The organism is Pedobacter aquatilis (assembly GCF_032678425.1).
Classification (GTDB): Bacteria; Bacteroidota; Bacteroidia; order Sphingobacteriales; family Sphingobacteriaceae; genus Pedobacter; species Pedobacter aquatilis_B.
Genome location: NZ_JAVTSG010000007.1, coordinates 52,709 through 76,623, shown reverse-complemented (window position 1 = coordinate 76,623; position 23,915 = coordinate 52,709). Strand labels below are relative to the sequence as shown.

The window sequence follows — 23,915 nt, the reverse complement described above, 5'->3', positions numbered from 1 at the left end:
ATTATAAATTATAATATATTCTTGCTGGTTTCACATATATACAATTTTATGCTTTTTTAACGGTTTCCGTTACCGGTTCATTTTTCCCTTCTTGGCCGTTTTTAAATTCCTTTATACCTTTCCCAAAGCCTTTCATCAGTTCAGGAATTTTTTTGCCACCGAAAAGTAGTAATACAACTACTAGTAAAATGATGATTTCGGGACCGCCTAAAATGGCTGCAGTTGTAAAATGATTCATATCGTATTTAATTAAGGTTAGTAATGTAAATACGCGAATAATCAATTTTTGGTTTTTGTAGAAATTGATTTATTTTTTCAATTCAGACTCTACATTTTTTATCAAACTGGCTTTGCCATTTTGGTAAGTGTGCGGTTTAGAAAAATCTTCGATTATGTTTGTTAGCTTTTCTTCGTGTTCTTCACCAGCAATTTCTTTGAACTCATTAACAACTTTGTACGAATCCATATCGCCAAAGCCTCTTAATTGTTTAACTTTTTGAAGGAAAGATGTTAACTCAGATTTTCGCTTTTCCATTTTAATAACTCAAAAATAACAAAAACGACTAATTACTCATACAGCTTTTCAATCTTTTTTAACAGAAATTATAAACATTTACATTAAATAAAAATTGCCTTTACAATAATTTAACATCCATATTAATTAGATTTTCTTTGTCAAAAGAAAAATTAAGAGAAATTACTTTTCTAGTTCAAATGTTAGTTTACTCGCAATCGAAATGCCGCTAATGCTACTGCTATTATAGCTCAAAGTATATTTATTTCCAGGTTTTAAATCGTAGGCTTGTAATAAATCAACTTCCGCAGAAACACTATCTTTTGCTGCTATTGAAACGTAACCATCTGCTGGTGGTGGCATAATTCTTTTTGCCATTGCACCTTTGTAAGCAACGTCATTTCCTTTATCATCGGTAATATCTAAATATTTGCTAATGAAGGGTTCGAATGGAGTATGCCATTTACAAAATGATTTAGCCGTATCGGCATGGTTGACAACCGAAAACTTTAAAATTACAGGTTCGCTATTCTTAATAAGATCTTTGATTTGCATTTTAGCAGTTAAAGAATCGGTTTGATTCGCTACAGAAGCGATGGTGTTTGTGCTATCAATGCTACCTTTTTCGCTAACAGCTTTTTGATTTTGACTGCAGGCGGCAAACAAAACTGCAACCGCTAGAATGATTAGTTTTATATTTTTCATGGGATTTTAAACTAAACAAAAACTTTTCCAAAGATTGTAATTCTCAAAAATTTTTAACAAAAAAAGCAGACTTAAAAAAAGTCTGCCTTAAAGTTTTTTGGTAATTTTTAAACCAGTTTTACTTTTACTGCGTTCAAGCCTTTTTTGCCTTCTTGCACTTCGTATTCTACTTTATCATTTTCACCAATTTTATCTATAAGTCCACTTACGTGAACGAAAATTTCTGAACCACTTTCTTCTTTGATAAAGCCAAAGCCTTTTTCCTCATTAAAAAATTTTACTGTACCGTTTTTCATTTTAGATTTTATTTTATTAATTATTTCATAAAAATATGTTTTATTATCAAAAAAACAAATCTATAAGCTGTTCATTAATTAAATAACAATATTTTTTAGGTTTTTAGAATAGATTTATACTATTCCAATCGTTTACAGGGGTTAAATATTTTCCTCCAAAGACTTTTCGTATTCCTCTAACAATACTTCCAAGTTACTTTTTTTTACGAAAATTGCTCCTGCTTCATTAGGAGTTTCATCAATTTCAGTTAAAATGGTTAGTGTTTTAACGTTCAAATCTACAAGTTTTGAAACTTCGTTAAATTTTTTGGGTGCAAGCTTAAAAATCATCAAACTTTTATTTTCCATACTCTAAATAACTGAGTAAGAATGAAAATCACAAACAAAAATTCTGAAAAGTTGTATGATAAATAATATTTTTTTCCACAATTTGGGAATTATTAAACACTTGTAACAATTACATATACATTAGAATTAAAAACCTTTAAAAAAGGTAAAATCGTTTTAAGTTTTTATTAATTTTTGAAAAAGGGATTAACCTTATCAATTGATTTCAAAATCGAAAAGTCGTTATCTTTCAATGGTTTACTAATAAAACCAACAACACTATTATAGTTTTTAGCTTTTAGCCTATCGCCTTCATTAACTGAAGAGGTAACCATCACAACCGCCACATTATCTCTTAGGTTTGAATCCTGAATTTCGTCCAGCAAATCCCAACCACTGATAATTGGCATATTTATATCTAAGAGCAATAAAAACTTGGTATTCAAATGCTCCTCCTTCTCCATGAAAAGTATAGCTTCTCCGGCATCATCAAAAAACTCTAAACCGCAACTAAGATGCTGAGTTTCTAAGATCGCTTCATGAATCATTAAGATTAGCGGATCATCATCAATTACTAATATCTTTCTGCTCATATCTCGCTTTCAGCCTTATCAGATTTTGCACTAATTTCCTTAACGATATCGTCCAACTCGTTTGCCGATTGTTTTATATGTTTGATAATTTCATCGAAAGTAAACTTGGTTTGCTGATTACCCATTTCTACAAGTTGAACTAAAGCCATAATACGAGCTAATGGCGCACGTACAGTATGCGATTGAATCCAAGCAATTTCTTTTAGCTGCGCATTTTTTTCTTCGATAGATCTGATGTGCTTTAGCTGGCTTGTGATGTTAGTAGCAACGACCAACTTCGCTTTTCGGCCTTTGTATTCCATCAAATTGCTTTTTACATCCACATCTAAAATATCTCCACTTTTAGTTTTGTGTTTAAAAACTCCCTGGTGAAACAAACTCTTATTGTATTTTGTAAATTGAACAGTATTTTCCAAATAGAGCAATTCAGAATCCGGCCTGATGTCGCGAAGGTTCATCGATAAAAATTCTTCCCTACTGAAACCGTAATTATTTTCGGCAGCCAGGTTCACATCCAAAAACATTAGGGTTTCATAATCATAAACCCACATGGGCAGCGGAGAGAAATGGAAAAGTTCACTGTAACGTTTCTCTGATTCTGCAACCTCGATTTGAATCCTTTTATTTAAAATTTCGGCATTTTTACGGTCGTCGATATCCTGCACGCTACCAAAAATTCTCGTGCATTTATCATTAAACATTTCAGCCTGACCTATTGTTCTAACCCATTTAAAATTGCCTTTAAAGGTTTCAATTTCTACTTCTTCGTCCCATGGCTGCCCAAACTCAACACATTCCTGAAATTTACGTTCAATAAGCGTTCTATCTCGACCCGCCTTAAAATGATCGGTACTGTTTATTAAATCGGGTTGAAAATAAGATGGTGCTTCATGGATTTCCCTCGTAATATCCGACCAAAATATCCATTTGTTAGCAATATCAATTTCCCAACTACCAACGCGAGCTAAACTGTTTGTTTTAAGCAGCAACTCCTCTAAAAATTTCTTTTCTGTAATATCTTTAGCAACAGCAAAAATCGACCCTTCGTTTGAAACCGCATTAGCAGTCCACGAAAGCCATTTTATCTGACCAGATTTAGTTATAAATCTATTTTCGAAATTGTTTGCTTCGCCTCCGGTGCTTAAGTTTTTAATAATTTTTACGGTTTGTTTTCTATCCTCTGGATGAACAAAAGATCGAGACGGATATTTTAAAAGCTCTGCTTCGGTATAACCGAGCAATTCTCCAGCGGCCGGATTAATTTTAGTGAAAAATCCATTTTTATTGATGATGGCGAGTATATCCGGTGCAAAAGTAAAAATCTCTGTAAGCTCTTGCTCAAGCTGCTTTCTACTTACTTCAATCCCTAATTGCTCGGCAAAATCGTTTGATAATACCGCCATGCCTTCTAAACGGTGTTGCTCTCTACCTGCTAAAATCAATACACCAATTAATACGCCATTATCAATCATTGGCAAACCAAACGCAGTTCTTAATCCAGCTTTTTTAGCTGCTGATAAACGTACAATATTACCGGATTCTTCATTAAGCCTCCACGATACCAATTTATCTTGATCCCAAACCTTACCTGCCAATCCTTCTCCTTTTGCTGCCTTTCTATGGCTTTTTGTACTGTCATAAAACTCGGCAATTTGCTCATCAGCAACAATATAGGAATATAGAGCCAGTTCATTTTGCTCATTATTAGGCAGCCAAACTTCAGCAATACAAAAGTTACCACATTTACTAATTGTAGATAGAACCTTGTACATAATGGTCTTTAAATCAGAATGCTGGTTAAACAACAATCCAATTTCAGACAGTAATTTATCTCTAACCGCTTCTATTTTTCTATCAGTTACATCTCTCTGAATCGAAATCCAACGATTAAATTTACCTCTGTCATCCGCAATTGGAGTTACAGAAAAGTTTGTCCAAAATTCTTCTCCGTTTTTTTTATAATTGATTAATGTGGATTCTACAGGTCTGCCCTGAACTAATTCTGAAATTACTCTTGAAACTTCTTCCTGATCGGTTCGTGGGCCTTCCAAAACTCTTGGTGAGGCCGTTAGAACATCTTCAAGCGTATATCCTGTCATTTCAGTAAAAGCATCATTAACATAAACAATGCGACTTATTGGATTATCATCGGGGTTATACCAGGTAATTACCACAGAATCGGTTGTATTTAACACAACAGATTCGAGTAGTTCCAGTTGCTCCTCTTCAGCCTTACGCCTGGAAATATCCTGTATCGCACCTACAACCCTTATGGCCTTCCCTGCCGAGTTAAAAATTACAAGTCCTTTATCAATTACGGTTGCATAAGTGCCATCGCTACGCTCCATTCTATATTCATCTCTCCAATGCGTATCGCCTCTTTCTATTGCATTATCCAACCCTCTAACCACGCGGTTTATATCTTCGGGATGAATCTTTACAGACCACATATCCTTATCGTTAATTAAATCAGCTTCGCTGTAGCCAAAAAGCGTACAAAAGCCCTCGCCCCAATAAAGCGAATTTGTGGTGATGTCCCAATCCCAAATGGCTTCGGCAGTTGCTTTAGTAACATAATCATAGCGCTCATTTGCCAACAGAATTTCGTTCTGAAAATTTATGCGCTCAGTAACATCCCTCGAATTTGCTACAATGCCCAAAACGCCCGGTTCATCAATTAAATTGGTAAGTACGGTTTCTATCCACCTGTAATTACCTTCACTATCGGTAAAACGGAATGGTGTTAAAGTTTTGGTTTCTCCGGGTTTGATATTTGTTAAAATCGATTCTATTGTAGAGATGTCATCTTCATGGATAAACTCTAAGGCATTTCTTCCCATAAAAAAATCAGGACCTAAACCTAAAATATTAAGAGATGTTGGACTAACATACTGATAGTTACCTGTTCTATCAATAACGGCAATCATATCCATTCCTTCCTGAACCAAAAACTTAAATGTTTGCTCATCTATTGTTTTTGGTAAAACCGGAATTTCATCATCAGTGGGTTTTAACCAAAATTTATGAAGTATATGATACTCGTTGTTTGAAGGTGATGGTTTACAAAACTCGAAAGTCCAGAGATTTTTTTCGGCTTCGCAGTAAAAATTAAATTTTACGCCACAAGCTAAGTTTACGGCTTCTTCAATTTTAGCACTTAGAATATTTTGTTGGCTTTCACTTAATTTATAGTAATCATTTAATTCGGCAAAAGGCTTTCCAATTACTTCGTCTTTATCGAGATTAAAAAAATTAAGGAAGCTTATAGATGCATCAAGAACGGTTACGCCATTTTCTGAAAATTTCAAAATCAGCGATGGCTCAGTAATCGAGTTAAAAATAGCTGAATAAAGAGTATCCGGCATTATGTTTTGTAAAATATTATAGGAATGATTAGTTAATATAACAAATATTTGGCTTTTTCGCAACAGATAAATGTTATAACTTTCGAAAAGTATTTAATATTTATCGACTATGCAAATTGAGAACGTTATAGCTTTTAGATTTATAACACGCACATATACTCAATGGTTTTTGGTCGTCAAATAAAAACACTGCTTAAACGAATAATAAAAAAACACAAATTATTATAAATCAAATTATTATAAAAATAAAGGAACTATTATTCACTTAATGAACAAACTTCATTTTAAGCAAATAATTTATGTTCACTGTATTCATTATTTTTTCTTGATAATTAGATATCAAAATTTATAATATGTCGTCAGAATCGTTTGAGACAACGATTGATTCACCAGTACTGTAAATCCATGTGTCATTTAAATCTTAGAAAGATGAATTTCACCCAGTTTCTACATTAAGCCGACATTAGAAATTAGGTTTTAAACAGATAATTGCCTATTTTTAAACATCAACCACCAATTAATCAGAAAGTTATGAAAAATATAAGCATTTTCTTTGTAGCAGCACTGATATCTTTGGGCTTTATGTTACTTTCATTAAATATAGCCGACCCTGAACTCGGAATTGCAACAATATTTGTAATTTGGGGTGTTGCATTTTGGTTATATTCTAAAAGAACGTCTGAAAATTCAGCAAATCAACAATAATTATTGTTAGCTTAATGTACTTATTCCCTTTCTTACTAAGTACATCAGAAAACTGTGTATCAGCATTTTAAGTAAGAGCTATTAGAACATTTTATCATATTCAGGGTTTTAACATATTATTATCCTCAATGGTAAATGAAACATCTGTTAAACAAGGCTCTTAAAAGCAACAAATCTTATCACTGTGTTGTAATTGATGATGAAGATCATGTCCTTAATCAATTAAGTGATTACATCTCTGCAGTTAGAAAATTAAAACTGGTTGCATCATTTTTAAAGCCTGTTGATGGCATTAACTTTATCAATAGCACTCCAATACGCATCGATTTTTTATTTTTGGATATTAGCATGCAAGTTCTGAATGGAATTGAAACGGCCAATTTAGTTCGAGATAAAGTAAATTTCTTAGTTTTTGTAACCGCACATGAAAGATATGCCATTGAAGCCTTCCACGTAAATTGCGATGCTTTTTTACTCAAACCACTATCATTTGAAAAGCTATTAAAAACGATTAACTTGTTGGTTAGAAAACAACATCGGATTAAATAAAAAAGCCTCAGCATTTTGCCGAGGCTATATTTTATAAAATCAATGTTTTACCAATAAATGGTATAAAGCACCGTAATAAGTGCAATTGTTAAAATTGCGCCAATTGCGAAACTCCAGTTGGTTCTAAACATTTTAGGCTCTATTTCAAGTCCTTTGGCTATAATTCCTTTCTTATTTTCGTAAATACTGATGATGTACATACCAAGCGCACAAACCGCAAATACGATAAGCATTCTATCCATAAATGGAATTTCGTAAATACCATCGCCGTTTTTTACTGCCCAACCGAAATTGTACAAACCAGATAAATCTACCCAACGAGGTAAAAATTTCAGAATTACAGAAGTTATGAAACCACCAATTGTAGCAAATAATGCTGCATTTGAAGTTGTTTTTTTCCAAAAGAAACCAAAAATAAACATGGCAAAAATACCCGGCGAAACGAAACCGGTATATTCCTGAATATATTGAAACCCTTGCTTACCCTCTCCCATTAAAGCCTCGCCAACTACAAATGATAATGCAACGGCTAATAAAACGGAAACTACAACACTTATTTTACCCACATTAACAAGCCTTACTTCACTTGCATTTTGGTTAAAAGCTTTTTTATATATATCAAGGGTAAAAATTGTAGCAATACTATTCGCCTTACCAGCTAACGACGCCACAATCGCAGCAGTTAAGGCAGCAAATGAAAGTCCTTTTAAACCTGAAGGTAAAAGCGTAAGCAAAGCAGGATATGCCTTATTTGGGTCTTGTACGCCAGAAGAGGTAAGCAAATGATCAGGACTGATACCCCCAACATTATTTTTTATGATGTAATATACCGCAATACCAGGTACTACAACAATAACCGGCATCAACATTTTAAGTAAAGCAGCGAATAATAAACCCGCACGAGCCGTTGGTAAAGATGCACCTAAAGCCCTTTGTGTAATGTATTGATTACAGCCCCAATAACTCAGGTTTGCTATCCACATACCGCCAATAAGCACACTTAAACCCGGTAAATCAATGTAATTTGGATTGTCTTTCTTGAATATTAGGTGGAAATGCTCTGATGCGCCAGATTGCAGCATACTGAAACCCTTCGTTATTCCTTGTCCGCCAGAAATTAAATTTAAAGCAATATATGTTGCGACTAAACCGCCAAGCACCAGGAAAAAAACCTGTATAACATCAGTGTAACCGATTACTTTCATTCCACCCAATGTAATTACTACCGCGAAAACGGCCAATGCTATTATACAAAAAGTAATGCTAAAACCAGAAATCCCACTAATGGCTAATGCGCCTAGATATAGTATGGACATTAAGTTTACGATAATATAAAGCGCAAGCCAAAAAATTGCCATAATCATGGCTACCTTATCGTTATACCGCTGACTCAAAAACTGAGGCATCGTAAAAATTTTATTCTTTAGATAAACAGGCATAAAAAATACCGCAACGATAATCAACGTAGCAGCAGCCATCCATTCGTAAGCAGAAATTGCTAAACCTAGTTTAAACCCTGAGCCACTCATGCCAATCATCTGCTCGGCAGAAATATTTGAGGCAATTAAAGAAGCTCCAATGGCCCACCATGTAAGGGAACCCTCGGCTAAAAAATAGTCTTTTGAGCCACCTTCGGCAGATTTCTTCTTTTTATAAATGTAGATACCGTAGGCAGATACGATTACAAAGTAGACCAGAAAAATTATGTAATCGTTTGTAGATAAAAGTGAATTATTCATTTATTTGGCATGATTTAATATTCTATTATTTTTAAATATAGCTGAAATTACCGTTACGCTTCCTGGCTTTTTAGTTTTTTTGGCATAAAAATTTCTGATGTTCCTGACGCGATATTTACTGCGTAAACGGATAGTTTATTTTCAAACTTACCATCGTAAGCACTTTTCATAATCTGTTCAAAATCGGCTACGAATTCGTCTGCAACTAAGTTTAACGTACAACCACCAAAACCACCACCCATCATCCTGGCGCCTAAAACTTGCGGAAGTTGTTTGGTTTTATCCACCAGAAAATCTAATTCTTTACAACTTACGTCATATTCTACGCTTAAACCCTGATGCGTTTGATATAACTTTTCACCCAAAGCTTTTAAATCGCCATTTTGCAAATCCTTAATTACGCCTTCTAAACGCTCATTCTCAGCGATTACATAACTGCATTTTCTAAATACGTTTTCATCGTGTGGTAAAACATATTTTTCCAGCAATTCAGGCGTAGTTTCACTTATGGTTTTAATTTCTGGATGTTGTTCCTGAACCCACTTCAAACCTTGCTCACACTGGTTTCTTCTATCATTATATGCAGATTCGGCAAGTTTATGTTTAACATTGGTGTTCAATAAAACAAGCTGATAACCTTTCAAATTCAATGGAACATATTGGTATTCGAGTGTGTTGCAATCTAACTTAACAACATGTTTTTCTTTACCAAAAACAGAAGCAAACTGATCCATAATTCCGCATCGAACGCCAGCAAAAACGTGTTCAGCCTTTTGTGCTAACAACGCCAGTTCCATCGACTCAATTTGTATATCAAATAATTTAGCTAAAGCATAAGCCGTGGCACATTCTACAGCCGCCGATGACGACAAACCTGCTCCGGTAGGAATATCACCAACCAGATAAAGATTAAAGCCCCCGAGTTCAACACCTTTTTTAATAAACTGATCGGCAACGCCCAATACATAATTTGGCCAACCTTTTTCTGATGTTTTTACAGTAGAAATATTAGTTTCATGGTATTCTTGATAGCTTTCGGCAAACAATTTTATTATGTTGTCGCTTCGTTTGGCAATCGCTACATAAGCATATTTATCAATAGCGGCAGGTAAAACAAAACCACCGTTATAATCGGTGTGTTCTCCTATTAAATTTATACGGCCTGGAGAACGCACTACAATGGCATCGCCACCAAATATTTCTTTAAAATTATCTTGAATTTTTAAAAGCACCTGGATAATATCTATTTGATTTACTTAGAAAATTTATAAATCGAACTGGTTTTGTAAGTTTTGCCTGGCTCTAAAACTGTCGATGGAAAAGCTGGTTGATTTGGAGCATCAGGAAAATGTTGTGTTTCCATTGCGAAAGCCGTTCTGAAATCATCTTTGCTACCAGTTTTAAATGTGTTTTTGCTTTGCATAAAGTTGCCGCTGTAAAACTGCAAACCTGGTTCTTGCGTGTAAACATCCATTACAACGCCTGATAAATCACCTTTAACAGTTGCTGCATGGTACATGCCTAAAGCTTTGGTTTTATTCAAAACATAATTATGATCGTAACCTTTGCCAAAAGTAAGTTGCTCGTTTTTAGCTTCGATCCTTTCGCCAATTGTGGTTGATTTTCTGAAATCGAAAGGCGTTCCGCTAACCGTAGCAATTTTTCCCAAAGGGATTAATGTTGAATCAACAGGCGTATATTCGTTAGCAAAAATTTCAACTTTATGCTTTAAAATGCTGCCACTTCCCTCTCCATTCAAGTTGAAAAATGCATGATTAGTTAAGTTTACAACTGTCTTTTTATCGGTTGTTGCCTCATAATCCATCTTTAACTCATTATCACCAGTTAAAGCATAGGTTACTTTTATATCCATATTGCCCGGAAAACCCTCCTCCATATCTTTAGCTTTGTAAGTTAATACCAAAGTTTGTGGGTTTGGTTGATTTGCATCCCAAACCACATCCTGAAATCCTTTTTTACCGCCGTGAAGTGTATTCACTCCATTATTGGTAAATAAAGTATAGGTTTTACCATCTAACACAAATTTTCCTTTCGCTATGCGATTACCAAAACGACCAATTGTTGCACCGAAATAGGGCTCGGTTGAATTTATGTAATCATTTAAACTTTTGAAACCAACCACTACATCAACAAATTTACCTGCCGAATCCGGAACATTTAAACTCACCAAACGACCGCCGTAATTTGTAAAAGTGGCTTCCATTCCATTTTTGTTCTTCAACACATAAAGTGCGGTTTGCTTTCCATCTAAAGTGCTTTTAAATGAATCGGCAACTAAAGATAGTTGCGTGCTTCTATCTGTAGAATCTAAAGATGATTTCTCGCTTGTGCCCGAACTGCAGCCCCAAGCCAACATAACTAATGATAATCCGGCTAAAATATTAAATTTCATAGGTAGATATTTTGTTTTTAATGCTAATATGAAATAGCCAAGTTACTATAATATATGTTTAGAAACATGGCTATTTCAAATCAACTATTTTCCGTTTAATTTTTTAATTAAATCAGTTTCGTCCTTACGGTAAGGCGTACCATCTTGGTTAAAAATTTCGTGAAACCATTCAATAGGCGCACTCCCATCTGCTAAAGGCGTATCCCATGCAAATTTTGTATTTGTTTTACCATCAACAAAACCCCAGTTAATTGCGCCAACATTCTCTTTTTTAAGCAATGGCAGGATGTTCGCAAATCTGCTGTTCCGACTTCTAGCCATGTATTCAGTACAAATAAGCGGTCGGCCGATTGACTTTAATAAATCAATTGTACGTTGATGCCATTCTGGAGCCTCATAATTATGGTAAGTTACAATATCAGAATTCGCAATTTGAATTTTGTTTAACTTCTCATAACCCCAGTTCCATAAGCCAATGCTAATCGGCTGACTTGGATTTACAGCCCTAGCCCATTCAATAGTTTTGTTTAAAAGTGGAATCGTGGTTTCGAGTTTGCCGCTATTACCTGGCTCGTTGTATAAATCCCAAAGTAAAATGCGTTTATCGTTAGCAAATCTGTTTAAAACTGCTTTTACATAAACTTCAAGTTCTGCGAAATTTGCTTCTTCCTTTGATGCCGGATCTCCCGGATCTTGTAACCAACCCGAATTGTGAATGCCCGTTTTTGGGGCAGGTTGCTTTCCAATTTCAGAGGTTTTATTCCAGCAATCATCAAAAAACACAAACATTGGGGTAATTTTATGTTTCTCTGTGATGGTTAAAAACTGATCAACACGTTTCAAAAACCCCTCGGGGTCTTGTTTATAAGCTTTACTATATAAAAACACCCTTAACGTATTAAAGCCTAAACCCTCAGCCCAGCCCAATTCCTTATCAATTAAATCAGGACTAAAAGTATCTGCCTGCCACATTTCCAATTGATTAATAGCATTTGCAGGAATGTAGTTTGCACCCGTTAACCATTTGTGATTTTTATACCACTCGTTAGCCTTTTCTACCGACCAAATTTTACCTGGTTCTTTTTTAGCTTTTTGTGCGGAAGCAATACCAGCGCCCGATAATAAAAATATGGCAGCTAATAAATAATTTTTGATTTTCATTGTGTTGTGTATAAGAATGAATTGAATGAGATTTTTAGATGTTCAGTTTTTAGCTGATTGATATGATTTTTGGTTTTCGACTAACGGGTAGCGATGGATAGTGGCTCATAATTATTTGGTTTTGGAGATACTCAGATTGTATCACATTTTGCTTGATGAATAAAAAAACATCACTTTTCAAAACAAAGCTTTTTTGCACGGAATATCGACTTGCATTGTTTCAAAATTTCAACATTACGTATCAATATAAAACGCCCTTAATTTGCTTTATTTAAACACTAATTAATTATTGAATAAAAAATACCGTTCTAAAATGTGCAATGAAAATTTTCATCTGAGTTAAATAAAAGGCACAGAAATAGCGCTTATCTTTTTAACAGATATTTTAAAATTAAAAATGACCATCCGAATTTGTGATTGTTTGCAACCGCTAAATCTGCAAATTATACGCAATACCGGATGGTCAAATGAGAAAACTAAAATGTTAATTTGGAAACGGGTGTAAATATTAAATCTTCTACTCCGGCTATTTTTACACCAATTCGTGCAAAAACATAATTCTGAGTAGGCACAATTGTTGGTATATTAACCACCATAGCTAAATTATTCAAATCGGCTATTGCTGTTCCGGTTAATGTTTGTGTTGCAAGGCTATTCGTACCGTCTACAAACTGTGTTTTATTAACATAAAGGCTAACACTTTCAATATTTCGGGCATTGGCATCGGTAATAATTTTTTCGAGCCTGCAGCTTGCGTTCACTTTTCCTGCGGCAGCAGTTAAAACGCCATTTCTAATCATGTAATAAGGTACGATTTCGATATCCATTGTTTTACTTCCGTTGAGATTTATCTGAATCGTATCTTGCCTGCCTGCTGCATTTTTAGGCCACAAAAACGGACCTTGATTCGCTGAAAAAACAAGTTTGTAGTTACCGTTAAACAGTTTTGATGAAAAACCACCCTCTTGATTAACGTTTACATTAATTGCTCCATTATTCCCAAAACCCGGTTGCCACAATTCGAAATTCACGTTCCCATATTGTACATTAATGGCCTCCCCTTTGTACACAAGCCTTCCGTTAAAATCAACCTCCGGTGCATCATAGTTATCTTTTTTACAAGAACTAACAAACACTGCAACCAATAGTGCTATGGCTAAAAAATATCTGGTTTTCATATCTATATATCTTGGTAACATATTATTGATTTGGATTTCTAACAATCTTCGGATTTCTGTTGATGATATCCTGATTGATAAATGAATAATAATTTCCTAAACGGAAACGGTGTGCCGCCGTAACACGACTTGGTTTAACAACCTTAAAAACATATTTATTGTGATTTGCATCTCCAGGGTTATAATATTTGTACGGCCACAAACCGTAAACCTGTGTGCTTTGTTTAGTAGACGAACCAATATTAGATGCATTTGTAAAATCGGCTGTGCTCATTGCATTACCATTCCATACTTTATCGGCTAATCTCCATCTTTTCATATCCCAAAGTTCGTGTCCTTCAAAAGCCAATTCTACTTTGCGTTCATGTACAATACGGTCAAAAGTAATTTGAGTGCCTGAAAGTGCAGTCGTTAATCCAGCTCGGTCTCTAACTGGTTTTAGATAAGAAGCTGCTGCCGCTAAATCTCCCATTTCAAAACTTGCTTCTGCAGCATTTAGTAATACTTCAGCATAGCGATAACGTACCCACCAAACTTCACTTCTTGTTCCGATTTGGCCAGAACCTGCAGCAGGATCTAAAAATTTACGAACGTAGAAACCAGACTGAGCACTAAATTCAAGTCCATCGATTGGTCCATCGCCACCAACAACCTGTACAGCACCAGCGTTTCCGGGTAAAACATTCGTTTTAATCTGTCCGAAATTATCACCGGTAACTGTTGTCCCGTTAGCAAGTTGATAACCAGCCCAAATATCAACGGTTTTACCTTTAAACTGCGAACCAGGTAAAATAACAGTTCCAGCTAATCTGGCATCTCTACCTGTAAAAATATCGCCGATATTGGTGTAATACAGCGTATTGCCCGCAGCATCTACATTTGGTAGAGAAGCAAAAGTATTATCTAATTTCTCAAATGATTGAACAAGATTTAACGATGGATTTAACCTTCCGCCTTGCTGTTCTTCTGCTGATGATCTTGGTTGATTATCAATAGTATAACCATGAACCTTATTTGTTTTAAGTTTGAAATCCTTAACAAAAATCATCTCAGTATTATTACCCTTATCGGTAAATAAAGAAGCGAAGTTCTCAGATAAATTTGGATTTTTATTGTACAAAGCATACTTGCCATCAGCAATAATTTCCTTCGCAGCATCAAGAGATTTTTTGTAGTAAGCTGGTGCTAAACTTGCTGCAATTCCAACTTCTCCACCTGCCAAAGAAACCGAAGGTGTAGATGCGCCATATTTTGCAATAGATGCGGCATAAAGTGCAGCTCTGGATTCCATTGCTAATGCGGCTGCTTTACTTGCACGACTTTGTACATTAGCCGCATTTGGCAATATGCCTTTAATTGCTTCAAGCTCAGAAATTACGAAATCATAAACTTCTGATTCTTTAGCACGAGCACGTTGTAGGTAAGTTGGATCGCCACTATAATCATATTCTAAAACTTCGGTTATAATCGGCACGCCGCCCATTCTTTTAACCATTTCAAAATAAACTCCGGCACGGATAAATCTTGCTTCGGCGATAAACCGATCTCTATCAGTTGCCGATAATGCATTTGGTTCTGAGCCTCGTTTGATAAATAAGTTTAAATCGCGGATATAACCATAATCCCAGTAATTCCAGGAGTCGTAATTATATTCTATATTTTGATGGCGGAAATAATCGCCTCCGGCAGAGCCGAAACCTTCATCAAAATCGGCATATAACCACCAGGATTCTACTCTTTGAAAATCTGGAAAACGATCATACAAATCGCCCATTACAGAAAGTACAAGATTGGCATCTTTCCAGGTTGCATCTACACTTAATGTATTTGTGGGCTGCTTGTTTAAAAACTCTGAATCTTTTTTGCACGATTGCGAAAAGGATAACAGGGCAACGGTTGATAATGTATATATAAATTTTTTCATTGTATTCGATTTGAAGTTTATAGAGATAATTTAAAACCTACGTTAATAAACTTATTCTGTGGATATTGTAATCCGTTATCATCAGCAATTTCTGGGTCTACACCGTAGCTTTTTAAATTATCTAATGAGAATAGGTTGTAACCATTTACATAAACTCTGGCATTTTGGATTTTAATTTTCTCCGACCATTTTTTAGGAATGGTGTAACCAAATTCGATTGTTCTTGCTCTTAAATAAGTAACGTTATGCAACCAAAAAGTAGAATTCTTATTGTAATTACTCAACGAATTGTCGTTATATCTAAGTGCCGGATATTTTCCTGGCAACCATTGACTATTTAAATCGTACGGATTAGCCCTGTGCCAGCTATCATCAGCAAAGTTTTGAAGCAATGCACCACCATTTTGGAATGGCCATCTCTGCTCCCAGTTTTGATTCCATGAATACATTGAACCACCAGAAAAATCGGCTACAAAATCAAATCCTTTATAAGATAACCCGATGGAGAACCCAAACATTAAATTCGGCTGACCAGTAGTGGTATAACCAATCGGGCGTTCATCCAAACCATCTATAACACCATCGCCATTCTGATCTTTATAAATTAAATCTCCGGGAAGCAAGGTGCGGTTACCTCGTCCATCCATATTTATCTTCGAATTGTTAATTTCTTCTATGCTCTGAAATTGTCCTGTAACCTCATAACCCCAGAAAATATTGTTATATCTATTTTCTCTAGAATTACGATATTGATCTATCGAGTTGTTGAAACGTGGCTTGTAAGAATCTAAAAATTTACTTCTAGAAAGCGCTGCATTACCGCTAACGTTATAATTTAACTCGCCAATTTTGTTTCTATAGCTAAGCATAAACTCTCCACCATATTGCGCATCGCTGTTGATGTTTTCATCACTTAAATTATAACCAAGCTCTACAGGCACCAAAATATCATTTTTTGTACCCCTTAAACCTGTACGTTTACGATAAAAGTAATCAGCAGAACCACTAAGTTTTCCTCCAAACAAAGAGAAATCGGCACCAACATCTGCTATTTTACTTTTAAACCAACTTAAATTATTAATTATCGGTCCTTTATCTCTCGAAGTAACAATAGTCTGTCCGTCTAAAATAGCCGTACCAACATTATAAGTGTAACCTGGTAAGTAAGCGAAAGGATCGATATTAATGTTATCATCGCCCAAAACACCGTATGAACCTCTGAACTTGAAGTCCGTTAAGATGCTGTTTTCACCTAATAACTTCTTCATGAAATTTTCCTGACTGATTCTCCATCCAACTGATGCTGAAGGAAAATAACCTACACGACGATCAGGAGAAAATTTCCATGATGCATCTCGTCTTCCAGAAAATTCGAAGTAATATTTATTGTCGAAGTTGTAATTAATACGGGTAACGTAACCAATACGAGCTTCTTCCTGTTGTTGGTCGGTATAATCCTGACCATCTAAATCAGCAAATTGTAGCACCGGCAAAACATTTGTTTTCGGAACCGCATGTTGAAAAGTGTAAGTACGGAAACGATCCAATCGCTCTGCTAATAGTAATGCGCCAACAGTATGCTTACCAAAAGTACGGTTGTAATTAGCATGAAGCTGATAAGTATTGGTTATCACTTTCTCATTTCTACGCTCGCGATACGGATTTGAACTACCTACTTTCTTTTCGTAAATACCCGTTTCAGGGCGATAGGTATAAACATCGTAAGTATATTCGTGACCATTAATTACATTATCTGCAATATAGTAAGAGTATAAACCTTTTAAACTTAAACCTTTAATTGGGGTGTCATAATCGGCAGTTAAATTGGTTTGCAACACACGCCAATCAGAACGCCAATAACCTGTTAAAGCTTTGCTTTGTACAGCAAATTGCTCGGTATTGTGTCCAATATCATTTGGGTAAAGTGGATTTCCATTCGCGTATGCTTGCTCTGTTGGGCGATTACGCAATAATGCAAATCTTGCAGCAAAATAATCATCACCTCCTGGTACACCTGGTTGGTCTCTGGTTTCAATCCTGCCATTCATTAACATACTTACCTTAAAACGGTCGGTAATTTTTGCCGAAACATTACTCTGGATATTGGTTCTGTTAAACTCAAATTCTCTCGCTGTTCCATAAACACCTTTTTGATCTAAACGGGTTGCAGAAATGTAATAGGTTAATTTATCGGTACCTCCAGAAGCATTTAAGTTAACCGAGTATTGCGGTGCATTTGGCGCAATGATAATATCCTTCCAGTTTTGGCTTTGATATCCATATTCCGTTCCGGCTCTCCATTTATCAAGCTCAGCTTGGGTAATGGCTGTAGTTCCCGTACCATTTAATTCTGCGGTTGCTTTACCTAACATATACGTATAGGCGTCGGTTGTTTCCGGAAAGCGAACCCAGTTTTGCCATCCGGTATAAGCATCAACGCTAAAGGTATTTCTGGTACTGTTTGTACCGCGTTTGGTGGTTACAATGATTACACCATTTGCCGAACGACTACCGTAAATAGCAGCAGAAGCGTCTTTTAAAACCGTTATACTTTCAATGTCGTTGGGCGAAATATTATTAAACTGTCCGGCATCTTGCTGTATTCCATCAATAACATAAAGCGGATCGCCCATGTTTCTAATCTGAATATTAGCACTTGCGCCAGGTCTGCCATCGGGCATTCTGAACGATACACCAGGCAATTTACCCGCCAAGCCTGTACTAACAGTAGAACCGCCATGTACACGCTCAAAATCCTTACTGGTAATTGTAGACACTGCACCTGTAATCGATTCTCTTTTCTGTGTACCGTAACCGACCACAATCACATCATTTAAATCGCTGGTAGATGGAACCAATCTAACACGAAGCGTATTCGAACCATTTAATGGATATTCTAATGAGTTATAACCCACAAATGCAACAACTAATGTTGCATTTTTATCCTGAACGGTTATTCTAAATTCACCATTTTCGTTAGTGCTGGTAACTGTTGAGGCATTTTTCACTTTAACACTTGCTCCTGAAATTTTTTCGCCCTTTTCGTCAGCTACGGTTCCGGTAATAACGGTTTGAGCAAAGGCTTGGAAATTAATTGTACAGATTAAAATTAAGAGGCAGCTTCCTATGAGGGAAAAATTATACTTCTTAAAACCGTTTTTCTGAGGCGAACGCCACGAAGAATTCATAGCTTCCCCTCCGGAAGAGGATAAAGTTTTTTTCATAAAATTTAGGTTATTTGGTTAGTTACTAATCAAGTAGTTTTTTGCTACCTGAATTATTATGCACCAAATATGAACGATTTTGGGAAGCACCTTTCAATCAATTTGTATCAATATTTCTTCATTTTGTTTCTATTTCTAAGTAAAATATTACCTATATTCACTCATCAACTAAAACGATTTATACTGTTTTAAATCAATTGTTATCAAAATTGTATCATCAATTCTACATATAATTTCAAAATTGATTTAATTGAAAAACAGGCCAGTCGTTTAATATATTTGATAACCGAATATAAGCGCCTTGAAAAAATTAATCGTAGTAGCCTTTTTACTGTTTTTAGTAGAATTTTGTTCTGCTCAACCTTACTATTTCCGGCACTACCAGGTAGAAAATGGAATTTCAAATAATACCGTTTTTTGCACTGCTCAAGACGAAAATGGTTTTATGTGGTTTGGCACAAAAGATGGTTTAAACAGATTTGATGGATACCAGTTTAAAACTTACCGACACGATGCCGACCAACCCGGTAGTTTAGGAAACGATTTAGTTTACGATTTACAGAAAGATGCTGATAACAGACTATGGATTGGTACAAATAATGGTGTTTACCAGTACATTCCACAAACCGAGCAATTCCGACAAATTAAGGGTACTGAAAATCTGCGCATAAATGATTTGAATGCTGATAAAGATGGGAACCTATGGATAATTTCTTCATGGAGGATTTACCTCTACAACCCTAAGCAAAAGAAGTTATTCGCCTTTGGTAAAAGAGCCAATTTTGATGCGAATTCTGTTTCGGTGATGAACGATGGCTCGATTTGGATATGTACAATGCAGGGCACTATTGAAGAATATAATTCACAGCGCAAAAGTTTTAAATCTCACTATGTGATGAGTAAAACCAATCCGCAGGAAAGTAGCTGGACAACCAAAACACTTGATGTTGGCAATAATAAAATACTTGTTGGAACAGCAAATCAAGGCATAAAATTATTTGACAGAACTACGGGTTTAACAAAAGACATTTTAACCTTTAACGATGATAAAACGTCCATTTACGTTCGGGATATGGTGCAAGCTGCGAACAACGAATTTTGGATTGCCACAGAATCTGGCGTTTACATCTATTCGAGCGAAAAAATTATTCGCCTTAAAAAACAGTACAGCAACCTTTACTCCTTAACCGATAATGCGATTTATACGGTTTTTAAAGATAGAGAAAATGGAATTTGGGCGGGTACTTATTTTGGCGGCGTAAATTATTATTCTAGCCAGTACTCGATTTTTACTAAATATTTTCCTCAGCGAGATAACAATTCAATAAGCGGTAGCGATGTTCGCGAAATTTGTAAAGATGGCGATGGCAATTTATGGATTGGTACAGAGGACGCGGGTTTAAATATGCTCAATACCAAAACGGGTTTGTTTTCAAATTACCTTCCTAATGGAAAACCATCAAGCATTTCCTATTATAACATCCATGGTTTATTGGTTGATGGAAATAAATTGTGGATTGGAACCTTTGAACATGGTCTTGACATTTTCGACATCAAAACAAAGAAGGTTATAAAGCATTATGCTGCAGGCAAAGGAAACAAACTCCGCACAAACTTTATCGTAACCTTTTATAAAACCCGCAAAGGCGAAATTCTGGTTGCAACTATAGCCGGAATGTATCTCTATGACAAAAAGAACGACGACTTTGATCTGATTCCAAATATCCCGGTTACTTTTTATGAAGTAATGACTGAAGACGACCAGGGGAATATTTGGGCTGGAACTTTTAATGATGGGGTATTTCGTTTCAGGTTAGACAGGAACGATGTAAGCCAATATAAAAACAACCTGAAAGACAATAAAAGTATAAGCCATAATACCATAAATGGCGTAATTCAGGATAGTAAAAAAAACATTTGGGTAAGTACCGATGGTGGTGGATTAAATCTTTATAATGCAAGGGAAAATAACTTCACAAGAATAACAACCAAAGATGGTTTGCCGAGTAACTTTCTATTCCGTATTATCGAAGACAAGGAGAATAAACTATGGATTGGTAGTACACGCGGATTAATCCATTACAATCCAAGCGATAAAACCGTAAAAACATATTCGCGTTCCAATGGCCTACTTACCGATCAGTTTAATTATAATTCTGGTTTTAGAGATGAAGATGGACGTATTTATTTTGGTAGCGTTAGGGGATTAATCAGCTTTAAACCAGAAGAATTAAAAAACTATGCCATAACACCATCGGTTAAGCTTACTGGTTTTCAAATCGACAATGAGGAAAGTAAAATATCGAACCCGGATTCTGTATTAAAAAAATCGATTATATATACAGATAACCTTAGGCTAAACGATTCACAATCCTCTTTCAGTATTGATTTTGCGGCGATGAGTTATGTTTCTCCAGATATGACCCAATATGCTTATCGAATGTCGGGCTTAAGCAAAAACTGGATTCATTTGCAAACAAACAGAAAAGTATATTTTACGAAACTAGCCGCAGGGAGCTATATTTTCGAAGTTAAAGCACTTGTAAACGGAACAGGAAATTGGAGCGAAAATAACCCACGAATTGCAATAACCATTCTCCCACCCTTTTACGAAAGCAATTTGGCTTACCTGATTTATGCAATTGTATTAACAGCACTGGCTTATTACCTCATTCGTAGTTACCATTTAAAAATGGAAAGCCGAACAAAACGCAGAATGGAGCTTTTCGAAAACAAAAAGGAGCGGGAAATTTATCAGGCTAAAATCGAGTTTTTTACCAACATTGCCCATGAGATTAGAACCCCGCTTACTTTAATAAAAGGCCCCATGGAAAAGGTAATTAAAGAAGCTGCAAGCGTTCCATTTATCGAGAAAAACCTTCGTACAATGGACAGGAATACAAATCGTTTGTTAAAATTAACCAATCAATTGCTCGATTTTAGAAAAACAGAAGTAAACGGTTTCTCCTTAAATTTTGTAAATGCAAACATATCCGAAATTTTAAACGATATACATGTTATTTTTCAGCCTATGGCTGAAGAAAAAAGCTTAAATTTCATTATATCGATGCCAGAAGATCCCTTTTTTGCCTACGTAGATACTGAAGCTTTTTATAAAATATTAAGCAATTTAACCGATAACGCGATTAAGTATGGAGCACAACTAACCGAGATAAAATTGGTTATCGATGAGAATAAAATAGATTTCTTTAGAATTGAAGTTATAAACGATGGGCCATTTATTGCACCCGACTTAAGGGAGAAAATATTTGAACCATTTTTTAGGGCAACTGAGCAACAAATTAAACAAGGTACAGGAATTGGCCTATCAATTTCAAAATCGCTTGCTGAACTGCACGATGGAAATTTATTTGCAACAGGCAATGCCAATCTGCAAAACATATTTGTACTCGAACTACCTATACATCAACAAATTGAATTTAACTTGAGCGGAAAATGGAAAAAGCAATAACCAACGATTTAATCGGACAGGAAGATAAAATGGAAAAATTTGTGGTTTTATTGGTTGATGATGAAGAAGAAATTCTTGAATTTATTGCTGATGATTTAAGCGAGAAGTATCAGGTTTTAACTGCAAATAATGGCATTGAAGCTTTAAAAATTTTGAGCGAAGAAATTGTACAATTAGTGATTAGCGATGTAATGATGCCAGAAATGGACGGTTATCAGCTTTGCGAAAAAATGAAATCGAGTTTAGAGTTTAGCCACATTCCGGTAATTTTACTCACCGCTAAAAATAGTTTACAAGCCAAAATTGAAGGTTTGGAAATGGGTGCCGATGCATATGTGGAAAAACCTTTTTCACCAGAATTTTTACAGGTTCAGGTGGCATCCTTAATCAAAAACAGAAATAAGATTAAGGCATACTTTGCCAGTTCGCCATTAATTCACATTAAAACGATGGCTTATTCTAAAAGCGATGAGCAATTTTTAGAGAAGCTACAAAATTTGATTAATCAGCAATTGGATAATCCTGAACTTGATGTAGAGCATTTAGCAGACCATATGAATATGAGCCGCCCCACCTTATACCGTAAAATTAAATCCATCTCTAATTTAAGTCCGAATGAATTGATAAACATTGCTCGTTTAAAAAAAGCTGCCGAGCTACTTAATGATGGCGATTTAAAAATTTACGAAATATCCGAACAGGTTGGTTACAGCTCTCAAACACACTTCGGACGCAATTTCTCCAAGCAATTTGGCATGTCTCCGTCAGAGTATATTCAATCGAGGAATGCTAAGAAACAGTAGAATTAGCCACTTTCTTTTTGAATATTTTTTTAATTCCGGCTGCAACAGGAACCATTAATAAACCTGCAATTAAACCCAATGCAACTTCTTTTACAATTGTTAAAAGTGTCGGGAAAATGTGGTGAATAAAATCAATATTATGATTAAAAATACCACCTGCCACCAAGATTAAGGCAATTGTACCTACAACATTTAAGGTTTTTATAATTAAGGGCAATGCTTTAACCAACAAATGTCCAACCTTGGATAGGAAACCTTTGTCATTTGAGTTTTTTATAAGCTTGAAACCTGCATCATCCATCCTTACAATTAGCGCAACAATGCCGTACACACCAACCGTTGCAACCAATGCAACGACCGAAACCGTTAAAATTTGAAGCGTTAAGCTTTTATCTAAAACAGTGCCCAGTGCAATAATGACGATTTCAACAGACAGAATAAAATCGGTAGTAATGGCCGATTTAACTTTCGTTTTTTCAACTTCGGTATCGCTTTGAATAACTTCTTTTGTTGCTTCTTTTACAGGTTTTTTGCGATGGAAAAGAAACTCTATGATTTTTTCTACACCCTCGTAAGCGAGATACAAACCACCCAAGATTAATATGTATTTAATCGCGATGGGGAAAAATACATTTAGCAATAAAGCTATTGGTACAATTATAATTTTGTTGATTAATGAGCCTTTCGTAATGGCCCACAAAACTGGTATCTCTCTGGATGACAAAAATCCGGTCGCTTTTTCTGCATTTACAGCTAAATCATCGCCTAAAATTCCTGCGGTTTTCTTTGTCGCAATTTTGGCGGTCACCGCCACATCATCCATTAAAGCTGCAATATCATCTAAAATTGCGAAAAAACCCGAAGCCATAAATTAGTACCTTTTATCTGCCGCAAAATATAAATTCATATTTGAATTAGTGATTAATTTTATGCAGAATGTTGAAAAT

Annotated in this window: 19 protein-coding genes; 4 read left to right on the top strand and 15 right to left on the bottom strand. The window is 35.5% G+C overall.

Going from position 1 to position 23,915, the window contains the following annotated elements; translation table 11 throughout:
* Nucleotides 1-46 precede the first annotated feature (46 nt).
* The 7 genes from R2Q16_RS18655 to R2Q16_RS18625 all read right to left on the bottom strand — a co-directional run bounded on the left by R2Q16_RS18655 (nucleotide 47) and on the right by R2Q16_RS18625 (nucleotide 5,800).
* Nucleotides 47-238, bottom strand: a complete 192-nt coding sequence (locus tag R2Q16_RS18655; RefSeq protein WP_316739359.1) for a twin-arginine translocase TatA/TatE family subunit — start codon at nucleotides 236-238, stop codon at nucleotides 47-49.
* 69 nt (nucleotides 239-307) lie between these two features.
* The gene (locus tag R2Q16_RS18650) at nucleotides 308-535 is read right to left on the bottom strand and encodes a hypothetical protein (RefSeq protein ID WP_316739358.1); all 228 of its coding nucleotides are present in this window, start codon (nucleotides 533-535) and stop codon (nucleotides 308-310) included.
* A 162-nt stretch (nucleotides 536-697) separates the two neighbouring features.
* A complete protein-coding gene (locus tag R2Q16_RS18645) occupies nucleotides 698-1,219 on the bottom strand; it encodes a protease (RefSeq protein WP_316739357.1) in 522 nt (173 codons plus the stop codon).
* A gap of 107 nt (nucleotides 1,220-1,326) precedes the next feature.
* Nucleotides 1,327-1,515, bottom strand: coding sequence for a cold-shock protein (locus R2Q16_RS18640; RefSeq protein ID WP_290244052.1), 189 nt, complete (start codon nucleotides 1,513-1,515; stop codon nucleotides 1,327-1,329).
* A 141-nt stretch (nucleotides 1,516-1,656) separates the two neighbouring features.
* Nucleotides 1,657-1,863 carry a hypothetical protein gene (locus tag R2Q16_RS18635; RefSeq protein WP_316739355.1) on the bottom strand — a complete coding sequence of 69 codons (207 nt, stop codon included), beginning with the start codon at nucleotides 1,861-1,863 and terminating at the stop codon, nucleotides 1,657-1,659.
* Nucleotides 1,864-2,030: 167 nt separating this feature from the next.
* Nucleotides 2,031-2,435: a response regulator gene (locus R2Q16_RS18630; RefSeq protein WP_316739353.1), complete on the bottom strand. Its 405-nt coding sequence runs from the start codon at nucleotides 2,433-2,435 to the stop codon at nucleotides 2,031-2,033.
* Nucleotides 2,432-5,800, bottom strand: coding sequence for a PAS domain S-box protein (locus R2Q16_RS18625; RefSeq protein WP_316739352.1), 3,369 nt, complete (start codon nucleotides 5,798-5,800; stop codon nucleotides 2,432-2,434). The genes R2Q16_RS18630 and R2Q16_RS18625 overlap by 4 nt, the downstream gene beginning before the upstream one ends.
* Before the next feature lie 531 nt (nucleotides 5,801-6,331).
* Here R2Q16_RS18625 and R2Q16_RS18620 point away from each other — a divergent pair.
* A complete protein-coding gene (locus tag R2Q16_RS18620) occupies nucleotides 6,332-6,505 on the top strand; it encodes a hypothetical protein (protein ID WP_316739351.1) in 174 nt (57 codons plus the stop codon).
* Between the two features lie 135 nt (nucleotides 6,506-6,640).
* The gene (locus R2Q16_RS18615; protein WP_316739348.1) at nucleotides 6,641-7,054 is read left to right on the top strand and encodes a LytR/AlgR family response regulator transcription factor; all 414 of its coding nucleotides are present in this window, start codon (nucleotides 6,641-6,643) and stop codon (nucleotides 7,052-7,054) included.
* 47 nt (nucleotides 7,055-7,101) lie between these two features.
* Here the strand turns inward: R2Q16_RS18615 and R2Q16_RS18610 are convergent, their stop codons facing one another.
* From R2Q16_RS18610 to R2Q16_RS18580, 7 genes are all read right to left on the bottom strand, one after another.
* Nucleotides 7,102-8,793: a sodium/sugar symporter gene (locus R2Q16_RS18610; protein WP_316739347.1), complete on the bottom strand. Its 1,692-nt coding sequence runs from the start codon at nucleotides 8,791-8,793 to the stop codon at nucleotides 7,102-7,104.
* A gap of 53 nt (nucleotides 8,794-8,846) precedes the next feature.
* Nucleotides 8,847-10,025 carry a galactokinase gene (locus R2Q16_RS18605; RefSeq protein WP_316739346.1) on the bottom strand — a complete coding sequence of 393 codons (1,179 nt, stop codon included), beginning with the start codon at nucleotides 10,023-10,025 and terminating at the stop codon, nucleotides 8,847-8,849.
* Nucleotides 10,026-10,045: 20 nt separating this feature from the next.
* Nucleotides 10,046-11,206, bottom strand: coding sequence for an aldose epimerase family protein (locus R2Q16_RS18600; RefSeq protein ID WP_316739344.1), 1,161 nt, complete (start codon nucleotides 11,204-11,206; stop codon nucleotides 10,046-10,048).
* 84 nt (nucleotides 11,207-11,290) lie between these two features.
* Nucleotides 11,291-12,367 carry a glycoside hydrolase family 2 TIM barrel-domain containing protein gene (locus R2Q16_RS18595; RefSeq protein ID WP_316739343.1) on the bottom strand — a complete coding sequence of 359 codons (1,077 nt, stop codon included), beginning with the start codon at nucleotides 12,365-12,367 and terminating at the stop codon, nucleotides 11,291-11,293.
* A 476-nt stretch (nucleotides 12,368-12,843) separates the two neighbouring features.
* A complete protein-coding gene (locus R2Q16_RS18590; protein ID WP_316739342.1) occupies nucleotides 12,844-13,545 on the bottom strand; it encodes a DUF3823 domain-containing protein in 702 nt (233 codons plus the stop codon).
* A 22-nt stretch (nucleotides 13,546-13,567) separates the two neighbouring features.
* A complete protein-coding gene (locus R2Q16_RS18585; protein ID WP_316739341.1) occupies nucleotides 13,568-15,469 on the bottom strand; it encodes a RagB/SusD family nutrient uptake outer membrane protein in 1,902 nt (633 codons plus the stop codon).
* 17 nt (nucleotides 15,470-15,486) lie between these two features.
* Nucleotides 15,487-18,693 carry a TonB-dependent receptor gene (locus R2Q16_RS18580; protein WP_316739340.1) on the bottom strand — a complete coding sequence of 1,069 codons (3,207 nt, stop codon included), beginning with the start codon at nucleotides 18,691-18,693 and terminating at the stop codon, nucleotides 15,487-15,489.
* A gap of 301 nt (nucleotides 18,694-18,994) precedes the next feature.
* On the opposite strand from R2Q16_RS18580, the gene R2Q16_RS18575 reads away from it, so the two are divergent.
* Together R2Q16_RS18575 and R2Q16_RS18570 are read left to right on the top strand one after the other, a co-directional pair.
* Nucleotides 18,995-22,165, top strand: a complete 3,171-nt coding sequence (locus R2Q16_RS18575; RefSeq protein ID WP_316739337.1) for a two-component regulator propeller domain-containing protein — start codon at nucleotides 18,995-18,997, stop codon at nucleotides 22,163-22,165.
* Complete coding sequence (locus tag R2Q16_RS18570) at nucleotides 22,150-22,968, top strand: response regulator (RefSeq protein ID WP_316739335.1); 819 nt, start codon at nucleotides 22,150-22,152, stop codon at nucleotides 22,966-22,968. The genes R2Q16_RS18575 and R2Q16_RS18570 overlap by 16 nt, the downstream gene beginning before the upstream one ends.
* On the opposite strand, the gene R2Q16_RS18565 is transcribed toward R2Q16_RS18570, so the two are convergent.
* Complete coding sequence (locus R2Q16_RS18565) at nucleotides 22,955-23,836, bottom strand: DUF808 domain-containing protein (RefSeq protein WP_316739333.1); 882 nt, start codon at nucleotides 23,834-23,836, stop codon at nucleotides 22,955-22,957. The two genes, R2Q16_RS18570 and R2Q16_RS18565, sit on opposite strands and share 14 nt — an antisense overlap.
* Nucleotides 23,837-23,915 lie beyond the last annotated feature (79 nt).

What these genes read in the sequence shown, in the direction of transcription:
- R2Q16_RS18655 (WP_316739359.1), bottom strand. Translation starts at nt 238, where the DNA reads ATGAATCATTTTACAACTGCAGCCATTTTAGGCGGTCCCGAAATCATC.
- R2Q16_RS18650 (WP_316739358.1), bottom strand. Translation starts at nt 535, where the DNA reads ATGGAAAAGCGAAAATCTGAGTTAACATCTTTCCTTCAAAAAGTTAAA.
- R2Q16_RS18645 (WP_316739357.1), bottom strand. Translation starts at nt 1,219, where the DNA reads ATGAAAAATATAAAACTAATCATTCTAGCGGTTGCAGTTTTGTTTGCC.
- R2Q16_RS18640 (WP_290244052.1), bottom strand. Translation starts at nt 1,515, where the DNA reads ATGAAAAACGGTACAGTAAAATTTTTTAATGAGGAAAAAGGCTTTGGC.
- R2Q16_RS18635 (WP_316739355.1), bottom strand. Translation starts at nt 1,863, where the DNA reads ATGGAAAATAAAAGTTTGATGATTTTTAAGCTTGCACCCAAAAAATTT.
- R2Q16_RS18630 (WP_316739353.1), bottom strand. Translation starts at nt 2,435, where the DNA reads ATGAGCAGAAAGATATTAGTAATTGATGATGATCCGCTAATCTTAATG.
- R2Q16_RS18625 (WP_316739352.1), bottom strand. Translation starts at nt 5,800, where the DNA reads ATGCCGGATACTCTTTATTCAGCTATTTTTAACTCGATTACTGAGCCA.
- R2Q16_RS18620 (WP_316739351.1), top strand. Translation starts at nt 6,332, where the DNA reads ATGAAAAATATAAGCATTTTCTTTGTAGCAGCACTGATATCTTTGGGC.
- R2Q16_RS18615 (WP_316739348.1), top strand. Translation starts at nt 6,641, where the DNA reads ATGAAACATCTGTTAAACAAGGCTCTTAAAAGCAACAAATCTTATCAC.
- R2Q16_RS18610 (WP_316739347.1), bottom strand. Translation starts at nt 8,793, where the DNA reads ATGAATAATTCACTTTTATCTACAAACGATTACATAATTTTTCTGGTC.
- R2Q16_RS18600 (WP_316739344.1), bottom strand. Translation starts at nt 11,206, where the DNA reads ATGAAATTTAATATTTTAGCCGGATTATCATTAGTTATGTTGGCTTGG.
- R2Q16_RS18595 (WP_316739343.1), bottom strand. Translation starts at nt 12,367, where the DNA reads ATGAAAATCAAAAATTATTTATTAGCTGCCATATTTTTATTATCGGGC.
- R2Q16_RS18590 (WP_316739342.1), bottom strand. Translation starts at nt 13,545, where the DNA reads ATGAAAACCAGATATTTTTTAGCCATAGCACTATTGGTTGCAGTGTTT.
- R2Q16_RS18585 (WP_316739341.1), bottom strand. Translation starts at nt 15,469, where the DNA reads ATGAAAAAATTTATATATACATTATCAACCGTTGCCCTGTTATCCTTT.
- R2Q16_RS18580 (WP_316739340.1), bottom strand. Translation starts at nt 18,693, where the DNA reads ATGAAAAAAACTTTATCCTCTTCCGGAGGGGAAGCTATGAATTCTTCG.
- R2Q16_RS18570 (WP_316739335.1), top strand. Translation starts at nt 22,150, where the DNA reads ATGGAAAAAGCAATAACCAACGATTTAATCGGACAGGAAGATAAAATG.
- R2Q16_RS18565 (WP_316739333.1), bottom strand. Translation starts at nt 23,836, where the DNA reads ATGGCTTCGGGTTTTTTCGCAATTTTAGATGATATTGCAGCTTTAATG.